The 11742-nt window shown below is 42.0% G+C and carries 10 protein-coding genes and 1 rRNA gene; 9 read left to right on the top strand and 2 right to left on the bottom strand.

Annotated elements, in window-relative coordinates; genetic code table 11:
• The 7 genes from H8Z82_RS15875 to H8Z82_RS15845 all read left to right on the top strand — a co-directional run.
• Positions 1–223, top strand: a 23S ribosomal RNA gene (locus tag H8Z82_RS15875); the annotation flags it as partial.
• Positions 224–493: 270 nt separating this feature from the next.
• Entirely contained in the window at positions 494–1960 is a 1467-nt protein-coding gene (locus H8Z82_RS15870; RefSeq protein WP_186995663.1) for a GH39 family glycosyl hydrolase, read from the top strand.
• 18 nt (positions 1961–1978) lie between these two features.
• The gene (locus tag H8Z82_RS15865) at positions 1979–3727 is read left to right on the top strand and encodes a cache domain-containing sensor histidine kinase (protein ID WP_186995662.1); all 1749 of its coding nucleotides are present in this window, start codon (positions 1979–1981) and stop codon (positions 3725–3727) included.
• 20 nt (positions 3728–3747) lie between these two features.
• The gene (locus tag H8Z82_RS15860; RefSeq protein WP_186995661.1) at positions 3748–5307 is read left to right on the top strand and encodes a response regulator transcription factor; all 1560 of its coding nucleotides are present in this window, start codon (positions 3748–3750) and stop codon (positions 5305–5307) included.
• An 82-nt stretch (positions 5308–5389) separates the two neighbouring features.
• Positions 5390–6676, top strand: a complete 1287-nt coding sequence (locus tag H8Z82_RS15855) for an ABC transporter substrate-binding protein (RefSeq protein ID WP_019160925.1) — start codon at positions 5390–5392, stop codon at positions 6674–6676.
• 15 nt (positions 6677–6691) lie between these two features.
• Complete coding sequence (locus H8Z82_RS15850) at positions 6692–7579, top strand: carbohydrate ABC transporter permease (RefSeq protein ID WP_019160926.1); 888 nt, start codon at positions 6692–6694, stop codon at positions 7577–7579.
• Positions 7580–7595: 16 nt separating this feature from the next.
• Entirely contained in the window at positions 7596–8429 is an 834-nt protein-coding gene (locus H8Z82_RS15845) for a carbohydrate ABC transporter permease (protein WP_186995660.1), read from the top strand.
• An 89-nt stretch (positions 8430–8518) separates the two neighbouring features.
• Here the strand turns inward: H8Z82_RS15845 and H8Z82_RS15840 are convergent, their stop codons facing one another.
• Complete coding sequence (locus H8Z82_RS15840; protein ID WP_019160928.1) at positions 8519–8728, bottom strand: hypothetical protein; 210 nt, start codon at positions 8726–8728, stop codon at positions 8519–8521.
• A 38-nt stretch (positions 8729–8766) separates the two neighbouring features.
• On the bottom strand, positions 8767–9996 hold the full coding sequence (pepT, locus tag H8Z82_RS15835; protein ID WP_186995658.1) for a peptidase T: 1230 nt from the start codon (positions 9994–9996) through the stop codon (positions 8767–8769).
• A 368-nt stretch (positions 9997–10364) separates the two neighbouring features.
• On the opposite strand from pepT, the gene hflK reads away from it, so the two are divergent.
• Entirely contained in the window at positions 10365–11387 is a 1023-nt protein-coding gene (gene hflK / locus H8Z82_RS15830; RefSeq protein WP_330608013.1) for an FtsH protease activity modulator HflK, read from the top strand.
• Positions 11388–11473: 86 nt separating this feature from the next.
• Positions 11474–11742, top strand: a 269-nt coding sequence (locus tag H8Z82_RS15825; protein ID WP_243176507.1) for an SPFH domain-containing protein, incomplete at its 3' end; no start/stop codon positions are given.

Genomic DNA, 11742 nt, shown 5'->3' with positions numbered 1-11742 from the left:
CGGGCCGCTGGTGCATCGGTTAGACTGCCAAGTCTACGGCCGAGTAGCCAAGCCCGGAAGGGATAAACGCTGAAGGCATCTAAGCGTGAAGCCCCCCTTAAGATGAGATATCCCATTCGTTAAGAAGTAAACCCCCTTGAAGACGACGAGGTAGATAGGGCAGAGGTGGAAGTGCAGTAATGCATGGAGCTGACTGTTACTAATCGGGTGAGGGCTTGACCAAGAATCGCAGGAAGTAATGAATCTCAAGGAAATGTCAACATGTATGTAGTTTTGAAGATACAGTAAAAACCAGCTAGTTATTAGCTGGTTTTTTTGTGTGTTTCAAAGGGGAAACCATTCCTTTTTTCTGGCTGGGATTTGCGAAAACTAGGGCATTAGGGTGTTTTTTTTACAGAATAGGTTGGGATTTTGACTTTGCGGTCAGGGTGTATTGCATGGAAAGAAATGGTGTGTTTATAATAAAAATAAAATGCATTTTCAGGAGGAAAAGATGGAGAATTTGAAGTTTTATGTAGATCAGAACGCGCCAAAAACCAGATTTGATCACTATTGGGAAAAGTGTGTAGGAGCCTGCCATGCATATACCGCATTGCGTGAAGATTACAGAATGATGCTGAGAAAAGCGAAGAAAGATCTGGGATTTCAGTATGTACGTTTTCATGGACTTTTTAATGATCAGATGAGTGTGGTCAGAGAAGTTGAGCCTGGAAAGTACGAATACAATTTTGTCAATATTGATAATATCCTTGACTTTTTGTTAAGCATTGATATGAAGCCATTTCTGGAACTGAGTTTTATGCCGACGCCATTTGCATCAGATGATCAGACTTGCTTCTATTATAAAGGAAACGTTACCATGCCTAAGAGCTTCGAACTGTGGGATGGATTGATCGTTGAACTGCTGAAACATCTGGAGAGCAGATATGGGATGGAAGAGTTGGAGAAATGGTTCTTTGAGGTATGGAATGAACCGGATCTGGATTTCTTTTTTGCAGGAAGCCAGGAAGATTATTTCTTATTATATGAACATACTGCCAGAGCAGTAAAAAGTGTAGGTGCCAACCTGAGAACCGGTGGACCGGCTACTGCCAATAACGAATGGATCCCGGATTTCATCAGCTATTGTGAGAAAAATTCTGTGCCGCTTGATTTCATTTCCACTCATCATTATCCATCAGATGATCCCAACTGGAATGCGGATATGCATCTGGATAATTTCTTCGGAGAAGAAGTCAGCATAAACAGCGGAGAAATAGACCGCAGAGGTCTGTTGACCAAGATGGTTCGTATTGCGAAGCATGAGGCAGGAAATCTTCCTTTATATTATACAGAATGGAACACTTCAGCTAATGAAGGCGATGAATTCCATGATACACCTTACAGCTCTGCGCTGGTGACTAAAACTCTTATTGATAACTATGGATATGTAGAAGCATATTCATTCTGGACATTTTCTGATATTTTCGAAGAACATGGACAGGTTCCGGGAGAATTCAGGGGAGGATTCGGACTGCAGACGATTCATGGTATTCCGAAACCGGTATATCGCGCTTTTGAACTGATGCACCAGCTGGGGGAAGAACGATTTCCGAAAGTGGAAGAACAGGGCCATATAGGAATCTGCCCGGTTATGGACAAAGACGGCAAACTTGCCATTCTGACCTATAATCAGGAAATGATCGGAAAACCGGCTGCAGAAGAAAAAGTGGAAATTCATATCAAAAATGCTACAGGCACCAAAGCGTTGATTCAAAGAATTGATGACACTCATGCAAATGCAAAAAAACAATGGGAAGAAATGGGATGCCCCACTTATCCGACTCCGGCGCAGGTAGAGGAATTAAAAGAAGCTTCTGAGTTGAAAACAGAGGAATTATCTGTTAAGGTAGAAGGAGAAGAAATGGTGCTGGAATTTAATCTTCCTGCATATGGAGTGGCATTGATAAAATTAATATAAGAAACAAGAGGTGGATGCATGAAGAGTTTGAAAAGGATGAAAATAAAGACAAAAATATGGGTATTGTTTCTTGCCTGCATTTTAATGTCGTCTGTTATTTCCGTAGGAACAGTGGTATACAGCAGTCAGAAATCCAATGTGAAGCACATCGGTGAAATGACAACACAAACTCTTCATGCGATTGACAGTAACCTGGAGCTGATGATCGATCATGTAAACCAGGATACTTATGCAGTATTCTGGAGCAAAATGTTTCAGGATACTCTGGAAGAAGTATCCAAAGGCAATCTGACAGTGAAGACCAGAACAGAACTGCAAGATTGTCTGACCAATATCATGCTGGCAGGAGATTATATTTCCTCTATTGTATTTTATGACAATATAGGAAATTCTTTTATGTGTAACAGAGAAGAGGTTGTCCTAAAGAAAGAGATTTCTGTAGAAGACGCCTACTGGTATGAGAAAGCCATGGAAAAGGACGGAGACTGGATCTTCGAGACAGACGGAGGAGGGATTGTCAGTTACAAAAGCAAAAACAGAAACATCCTCTCCATGATCCGTGTGATCAAGAAAAAAACAGACTATTCCAAACTTGGAATCCTCATGGTAAATATTGATGAGAAAACTATCCGTGAGATTTTCGACTCTGTGGGAGGAAACCTGAATTCCAATTTTTATGTGCTGATGAATGACACTCTGATCTTCGGGCCGGAGGAAAAAGAAAACTATGATGTAAGCAGGGATATCATCGGATCTCTAAAAGAAAATGAGACGAAGATCGTACGTAGCGGAGAAAATTCCATGGTGTATAAAAAAATCTCATCTATGATAGATGGCTGGACGATCGCCATAGAGACTCCGCTGAGCAGCTTTTCTAACAGCATCAGCTACTTTGATACGATCATTGTACTGATCGTCAATATAGGTATGCTGATCCTGTGCTGGTTTTCTATTTCCCGTACAGTAAGCAGACCGATCCAGAAAATGGAAGAACAGATGATGTATTCGAAATCTATTCCTGAGAATATGGAAGTAGATGAAGAATGTGAAGATGAGATCACCAACCTGAAACGAACCTATAATAATCTGCTGAATTCCATTCGTAAACTTCTGGAAAGAACTAAGGAAGAAGAGAAGATCATCCGAAAAAATGAATTGGACCTGATCCTGGAGCAGATCAATCCCCATTTCCTGTATAATACTCTGGATGTGATCAGCGGCCTTACTCTGATCGGGGATCAGGACAAAAGCTTCCAGATGACGCAGGCTCTGGGGAGATTTTACCGAAACAGTCTGAACAGCGGATGTCAGGTGATCCCGGTGAGGGAAGAACTGGATATTATCAAAAGTTACATGACCATCATCAATATCCGGTATGATAACGAGATCAGTATTGAGTATGAGGTGGATGAAAGTCTGTTGGATATTCTGATGCTGAAGCTGATCCTGCAGCCTTTGGTGGAGAATGCGGTTCATCATGGAATGCGCCAGAAAGAGGGCAAAGGGGAACTGCGCATTTCTGTGCAGGCACTGGATGACAGATTAATGGAAGTTTCCGTAAGAGATAATGGGGTAGGAATTCCGGAAGATAAGATCCGGCTGATCCTGGAAGGCGGATATAAAAATTCGAAATCAGGATTCGGGCTTCACAGTGTAAAACAGAGAGTTGAACTATTTTATGGGGTTGAGGATGCGGTATCCATATCCAGCCAGCCGGGATGCTGGACGGAAGTCAGGGTACGTTTTCCGTATAAAAGAGAGGGTTAATACAAAGAAGAGGAACAGCAATGGAGAAGGATGTCATAAATATACTAATAGTAGATGATGAGAAATATGAAGGCATATTAATGGAAAAAAGTGTAGCCTGGGAATCTGAGGGTTTTCATATCACAGGTAATGTTCAGTGTGCAGAGGACGCGCTGGCTCTGATGGAGAAGCAGACGCCGGACATTGTATATACGGATATCAATATGCCGAGAATAGACGGATTGGAACTGAGCAGACGGATCCGGGAGGCATATCCGGCAGTGCATATTGTGATCGTTACCGGATACCGGGAGTTTGAATATGCTAGAGAAGCCATACACATAGGAGTGGAAGAATTTCTGTTAAAACCGATCCAGTCAGATGAACTTCTGGCTGCTGCGGTGAAGCTGCGGGAACAGATCCTGAAGGAACGGGAACAGCAATCGAAAGATGTGGAGATCTACCCGGTTCTCTGCCAGGAACTGCTTCGAAGGATCGTCACCGGATATATTAAATCTGAGGAAGCTGAGGAAAAGCTTTCTGAATATCGGATTCAGTTGTGGAAAAACAAAGGAGTCCGGGGAGTTTTGCTCATCATGGATCTGGAAGATCACGATGTCCTACTGAAACTTCTGGAGATCATGAATGAAGCTCTGGGTGAAAAAAATTACGGGTATTTTTCCCTGGAGAAGAACAAGATATTTTTTGTTGTAGAAGAAACGCCGGAGATTAAAAAGCTGCTCGGGAATGCATTTGAACAGATTACTGAACTGGGCAAAGACGGCACAGTAGCTGCATCAGTCAGCTGTTATTATGAAGAAATAGATGACAGTCCGAAAATACTCTCAGAATGTGAGGAAGCACTGGTAGACACTATGCGGGATGAGAGAAAGACCCTGATCTTCTACGAGGATTATATTGAATATATGCAGCAGATCAGTCATTCCTACCCGGTGAATTTCGACAGTTACAGGATCGCAGTGAAAAGTGGTGACCAGGAAGCGGCTGTTGGATTTATAGACCATTATCTGGAACAGTATATTTTTAACGGTCCGTTGATGATCTCTCAGCTTCGTAATCTGGGGGTTCTGCTCTTCCACAATACGATGTCTGTATTGAAGGAAAGCAATAAACACCTGGATAATGAAGAACAGGTAAAGATCCTGGAAAATATTTCAGGGATCAATACACTGCAGGAGTTCTGCAGAACACTGTATGCTCTAATCGAGGGAACCATACAGACGATTTCACGGAATGCAGGAGGAAATACAGTAGCTCAGAAAGCACAGGAATATATTGAACAGAATCTGGACAGGGAGAAACTGTCCCTGAACCTGATCGCATCGGATCTGTTTGTAAATGCCAGTTATCTCAGCCGTATTTTCAAACAGTCTGTAGGGGAAAGTATTACGAAATATATTATGCGCAAGCGCGTGGAGAAGAGTATGGAGCTTTTTGATACTACGGATCTGAAAGTATATGAAGTAGCGGCGGCCGTGGGAATGCCTGATGCACATTACTTCGGAACATCCTTTAAAAAGTACACCGGAAAAACAGTAAATGAGTACAAAAGTAAAAATCGCACCCTTTCAGGTAAATAATCTGAATTGAGAAAACGCCTTCCGGATTTTATAATATCAACATAACAAGTCACTTAGAGTTCATAATTCAGGGAGGAAAAAAATGAACAATTGGAAAAAGTTTACAGCAGCGTGCATGGGTGCTGCAATGGTTGGAACAACAGTTTTCGGAGCATCTGCAACAGTTTTCGCAGCTGATACAGTAACACTGGATGTATGGCATCAGTTTACAGACCCGGAAAGTGCACAGACACAGGCATTCGAGGCAGCGGTAGAAGAATACGAGAAAGAACATGAAAATATCAAAATTGAACTTCACGGTCTGGATACAGAATCCTATAAGACAAAAATCTCTACAGAATTCGCAAGCAGCGCTTCCGGAGTAGATGTATTTTATTACTGGGCACCTGGAAAACTGAAACAGCTTACAGATGCTGATAAAGTTTTACCGTTAAATGATTATGTAACAGATGATATTAAGAGCAGAATTAAAGAAGGTTCCACAAGCAACTTTGAACTGGATGGAAATTTATATGCACTTCCGATCGACAGCTATATGATGTGCCTGTTCTGCAACAAAGATTTATTTGACCAGGCAGGAGTAGAGATTCCTACTACTTATGATGAACTGATCACAGCCGGCGAAGCGCTTGCGAAACTGGACGGAGTAACACCATTGGCTATCGGCGCAAAAGATGCATGGCTTGCAGGTGCTCTGTATGAATCACTTGCACTGAGAGAAGTAGGTGCTTCTGAAGTACAGTCCGCACTTCTGGGCGAAACAGAATTCACAAACGAGGGATTCAAGAAAGCAGCAGAAGATGTTGTTGAATTATACGACAAAGGAATCCTTGGCAAGAACCCTCTGGAAGACGGCGAAGCAGAAGCTACCGCAGACTTCCTCAACGGAAAAGTTGCAATGCAGCTTGACGGAAGCTGGTTCGCAGGAACTATCGACAATGCAGAAGACAGCGCTGTTAAAGATGTAGAAGTGATCACATTCCCTGTAGTTTCTGACGAGCAGGATGCAGCTGATTATGCAGGCGGTGCAAGTGCTTCCTTCTTTGTAAACAAAAACACAGATACACCGGAAGAGTCCGCAGATTTCGCAATGTATATTTCTGAGAAAATGGGCGAGCAGGCTCTGGAAATTGGAACAGGATTCCCATGCTGGAATACAGATGTTGACACAGACACGATTTCCCCGACATTTGTAAAATTAATGGATCTCTATGATGGCGTAAAAACAGGTGTACAGAACTGGGATGGTATCATAAATGCAAACGCAGCAGCTGTTCATCTGGAGCAGGCTCAGTCCTTACTTTCCGGAAGCGCAGATATTGACAGCTTTATGACTGCACATCAGGATGCAATCAGCGCAGCAGAATAACGCAGGGATGAAACTATGAAAAAACTTTTAAGTAATAAGGCCTATATCGCTGTTTTCGTCGCACCGGGTCTGATCCTGTTTCTGGTAATGGCGGTGATCCCGCTGTTTACCACAGGATATTACGGACTGTTCAATTACGACGGAATCGGAGAAAAAGTCTTTATAGGATTAAAAAATTACAAAGAACTATTTACAACAGATCCTTATTTCCTGAGATCTGTATTGAACTCATTTATTCTGGCAGCAGGTTCTTTGTTTATTCAGATCCCTATCGCGTTATTCCTGGCCATCCTTCTGGCAAACGGGATCAAGGGAGAGGGCTTTTACAGAACTGTATTTTTCCTGCCGGTAGTAATCTCCAGTATGGTAATCGGACAGCTCTGGTGCAAGATCTTCAACAGTGAGGGACTTCTGAATGCGATCCTGGGTGCACTGGGAATGGTAAACGATACTGCATGGCTGGTAAATCCGAAAACTGCTTATATGACAACGGTGATCCCGGCAATCTGGCAGAGCATCGGATACCATATGGTCATCCTCTATGCAGGTGTGAAGAATATTTCGCCGGAATATTATGAAGCTGCGAAACTGGACGGAGCTACAGGATTCAAGGCGGCTACGAAGATCACGATCCCGCTGCTGATGCCGACGATTAAAGTATGTGCCACATTTGCACTGGTTGGTTCTCTGCGTGTATTTGACCTGGTATATGTTATGACAGGCGGCGGCCCGAACCATGTCAGTGAAGTTCCTGCAACATTGATGTATGATAATCTGTTTGTAAAATGCCGCTATGGTTACGGCAGCGCCCAGGCGTTCTTTATCGTATTTGAGTGTCTGGTGTTCAGCTTCCTGATCAACCGCATTTTCAAAAAATCCGAAGAAAATGCATCGATAATTTGAGAGGAGCCAGATGAATATGAGTGCTATGAAATTAAAAAAGACTTTAATCTATCTGTTCCTGGCGGTATTTACTTTTATTCAGATATTCCCGTTCTACTGGCTGGTAACATTCTCATTCAAGAGTAATACAGAAATATTTGATTCCAACAATCTGGTAGGTCTGCCGAAAGTATGGCATCTGGAAAATTACTCCAAGGCCCTTATGGGAGGAGAAATCTTACGATATTTGTTAAACTCTGTTTTCTATGCAGCAGTGACAGTTGTGGTTTCAACACTTCTGGCATCTATGGTTGCATATGCGATTAATAGAATGTACTGGAAAGCAAAAGGAATTGTGGCAGCAATATTCAGTTTGGGAATCATGATTCCTGTACAGGCAACTCTGCTTCCACTGTTCCAGGGACTGGATCGACTGGGAATCAGAGGCGGATATCTGGGACTGATGCTTCCGTATATTACATTTGCCATGCCGATGACGGTTATGATATTAAGCGGATTCTTCAAAGCTCTGCCAAGAGAAATCGAAGAGGCTGCATGTATTGATGGATGTAATATTTTCAACATGTTTTTCAGAATCATCCTGCCTATGATACGTCCTGGAATTGCCACCTCCTGTATCTTCGCATTCTTGAATACATGGAACGAGCTTTTATTTGCAAACACATTTGTAGACAGTTCACAGTACAAGACACTTCCTGTAGGAATTATGTCTTTTGTAGGAGAACATTCCACGAACTGGGGAATTATCGGAGCCGGTATGGTGATCGCTACACTGCCGACAGTAGTGATTTATCTGTTACTGAGCAAACAGGTTCAGGAGAGTTTTACAGTTGGAGCTGTAAAAGGTTAAATAGTGAGCATAAAGAGAAACTGTATTTTCTGATCAGAGGATCATGGACTAGGAGATGCAGTTTCTTTTTTCGTGTTCAATCCCTTTTATCAGTTTACACATACCATTGTCTCCTGTACCATGGCAGCAGAGGAGTGATCAATTCCAAGTACGATTGGTCCACAGGGGTTTACAATCAGGGATTCCATGTACATCCGGAATGGCGGGGAAAGATAATCGCAGATTGGAACTTTGAACTTCCTGCTCATGCTCATAATACTTGAAATGCCATACACTGACTCATGAATATCAGATTTCATTAGGAAAATAAGGGACTGTCTATGGAGGTCTCTTGTTGTTATATGAAGGGGTATTTGTAGAATAATTCGATAATCTTTAATCCTACATCTACAGCAATATCCATTCCTTCAACAGTAATGTGTTCATAAGGTCCATGATAAGCATGCCCTCCTGTTCCGAGATTCGGGCATGGGAGTCCCATAAAGCTTAACTGGGCACCGTCTGTGCCTCCGCGGATCGGGGTGATAAGCGGCGGGATATTGCATTCTTTGCATGCTGCAGTTGCATGCTCGATCAGTTCCATGCAGGTGTCGATGATTTCTTTCATATTTCGGTACTGTTCTGTGATGGTAAGTGAGACAGTTCCTTTTCCCCATTTTTCATTTAAAATTTTAGTGATGTGTTCCATAGTTTTCTTACGGACATCAAAAGTAGTTGCATTGTGGTCACGAATGATATATTCGAGAGCAGCGTGTGAGACATCTCCCTTTATGGAATAGAGATGGAAAAATCCTTCATAGTCTTCCGTATCTCTTGGTGTGTCAGCGGAAGGGAGCATGGAATTGAATTCCATGGCAACAAGTGCTGCGTTGACCATTGTATTCTTAGAAGAACCCGGGTGTACGTTTACACCGGTAAATTCTACTACTGCTCGGGCAGCATTAAAGTTTTCATACTGGATTTCACCTTCTGTATCACCATCAAGTGTATAAGCAAAATCAGCTCCGAATTTTTTTACATCAAAATGGGCTGGTCCCATTCCTATTTCTTCGTCAGGGGTAAATGCAATACAGAGGGGACCATGCGGAATAGTATTGTCATTGAGGGACTCGATCATTGTCATGATCTCGGCAATTCCGGCTTTGTCATCTGCACCGAGGATGGTGGTTCCATCGGAAGTAATGAGAGTTCTGCCTTTTAATGTGGAGAGATGAGGGAACATTTTCGGGGAGAGAACTCTGCCGCTGGTTCCAAGTGCAAGGTCTTTGCCGTCATAATTCGGAGTGATAACCGGAGTAACCGGATGATCGCAGAAATCAGAGACTGTATCCATGTGAGCGATAAAGCCCAGTTTTTGGCGGGATTCATATCCTCTGGTTGCCGGAATATGTCCATAGACATAGCAATGTTCATCTACATCGGCATCTTTCACACCCAGTTCTTTTAATTCCTGAACCAGAAGTCTGGCAAGGTCAAACTGATACTGTGTGGATGGGGAAGTACCGGTTTCTTCACTGCTTGGAGTGAATACTTTTACATAAGATAATAAGCGTTCGTATGCTTTCATGAATTAATCCTCCTGGTATTGGGCTGAGCCATAACTCAGCATTGTATGTTAAGTATAACATGCGGCTGAGATTACGTAAAAATATTTCTTGCATTTTGTAAATAGTTATGATATGATGCTGCTCAAAGAAAAGGGAGTAGCGGCCATCGTTATGAAGAACTGGACTTGTTTTTCCTATAAATGGTACATAAATGCGTCAGAACGGCAGATTAAGAATGCCCGCATTATGATATAATTGGCAAGACTTTTGTTTTAGACATTAAGAGAAGAGCTCATGTTATGTCTGAAATGAAAGTCTTTTTCTTTTCTTCAGAAATTTTTAGAAGCAAAATATTTACTTATGCCAAATGGTGAAACGGAGGAGAAAAGTGAACGAAAAAGTAAATCCATTTAAAAAATTACAGAAGCCGGGAAAACATGTGAAACGTATTGTAATAGGAGCAGCAGGACTGGTGATTATTGCAGGGCTTGCCGGAGATGCGACCTATCAGATACAGGAGCAGGAACAGGCAGTACTGACAACTTTCGGAGTGCCGAAGGCAGTGGCAGAAACAGGACTGCATTTTAAGATTCCTTTTATACAGAAAGTACAGAAAGTAAATACAACGATCCAGGGATTTCCTATTGGATATAGTATGGGAGATAATTCTGTGGTTGAGAATGAGGGGATTATGATTACCTCGGATTATAACTTTATTGATGTAGATTTCTTTGTTGAGTACAGAATTTTAGAACCGGTAAAATATCTTTATAATTCTGAGGAACCGGAAGATATTCTAAAAAATATTTCTCAGAGCTGTATCCGTACAGTAATCGCAAGTTATGATGTGGATGAAGTACTTACAACCGGAAAAGGTGAAATCCAGAGCAAGATCAAAGAAATGATACTGAAACAGATGGAGGAACAGGATCTGGGAATCCAACTTGTGAATATCACAATCCAGGATTCAGAACCGCCCACACAGGAAGTTATGAAAGCATTTAAAGCAGTAGAAACTGCCAAGCAGGGAAAAGAAACTGCTTTGAATAATGCCAATAAATACAGAAACGAAAAGCTTCCGGAGGCTGAGGCAGAAGCAGACCAGATCATTCAGGATGCTGAGGCGCAGAAACAGGTAAGGATTAATGAAGCGGAAGCTGAGGTTGCACGTTTTAATGCCATGTATGAGGAGTATGTAAAGAATCCGGAGATCACTAAGAAGCGTATGTTCTATGAGACAATGGAAGATGTGTTGCCGGGAATGAAGATTGTGATTGATAATGGAGATGGAGTGCAGAAGGTGCTGCCGTTAGATTCTTTTACAGGGAACAGTTCAGAGAATCCGACAGAGACACTGAACACGGATCCTGCTCAGGACACACAAGATTTAAATGATTCTGAGAACGAATAAAGAAATGACAGAAAATATTTCATATAAAAAGTGTTTTGGTAAATGAAATACGAAGGATAGAGATATAATTTGGAAAGGACTAATTTATGAAAGGTAAGAAAATTGGAATATTAATTGGTGTGTTTGCAGTGGTTGTAGCTGTCGGAGCATCGGTAACAGTAACTCAGCAAAATGAATATAAGCTGATCCGTCAGTTTGGTAAGGTTGACAGGGTGATCAGCTCATCGGGAATCAGCTTTAAGATTCCGTTTATAGAGAGTACACAGTCATTGCCAAAGGAAACATTGCTGTATGATCTGGCAGCATCTGATGTAATTACAAAAGATAAGAAAACGATGATCAGCGACAGCTATGT

It is taken from the genome of Blautia difficilis, from assembly GCF_014297245.1.
Classification (GTDB): domain Bacteria; phylum Bacillota; class Clostridia; order Lachnospirales; family Lachnospiraceae; genus Blautia_A; species Blautia_A difficilis.
The sequence above is the reverse complement of the archived record's forward strand: the minus strand, read 5'-3'. Positions and strand labels throughout refer to the sequence as shown.

Excerpts from the sequence above, each read along its gene's own strand:
- H8Z82_RS15845 (WP_186995660.1), top strand. The coding sequence starts at position 7,596 with ATGAGTGCTATGAAATTAAAAAAGACTTTAATCTATCTGTTCCTGGCG.
- H8Z82_RS15840 (WP_019160928.1), bottom strand. The coding sequence starts at position 8,728 with ATGAAATCTGATATTCATGAGTCAGTGTATGGCATTTCAAGTATTATG.
- H8Z82_RS15850 (WP_019160926.1), top strand. The coding sequence starts at position 6,692 with ATGAAAAAACTTTTAAGTAATAAGGCCTATATCGCTGTTTTCGTCGCA.
- H8Z82_RS15870 (WP_186995663.1), top strand. The coding sequence starts at position 494 with ATGGAGAATTTGAAGTTTTATGTAGATCAGAACGCGCCAAAAACCAGA.
- H8Z82_RS15860 (WP_186995661.1), top strand. The coding sequence starts at position 3,748 with ATGGAGAAGGATGTCATAAATATACTAATAGTAGATGATGAGAAATAT.
- pepT (WP_186995658.1), bottom strand. The coding sequence starts at position 9,996 with ATGAAAGCATACGAACGCTTATTATCTTATGTAAAAGTATTCACTCCA.
- H8Z82_RS15865 (WP_186995662.1), top strand. The coding sequence starts at position 1,979 with ATGAAGAGTTTGAAAAGGATGAAAATAAAGACAAAAATATGGGTATTG.
- H8Z82_RS15855 (WP_019160925.1), top strand. The coding sequence starts at position 5,390 with ATGAACAATTGGAAAAAGTTTACAGCAGCGTGCATGGGTGCTGCAATG.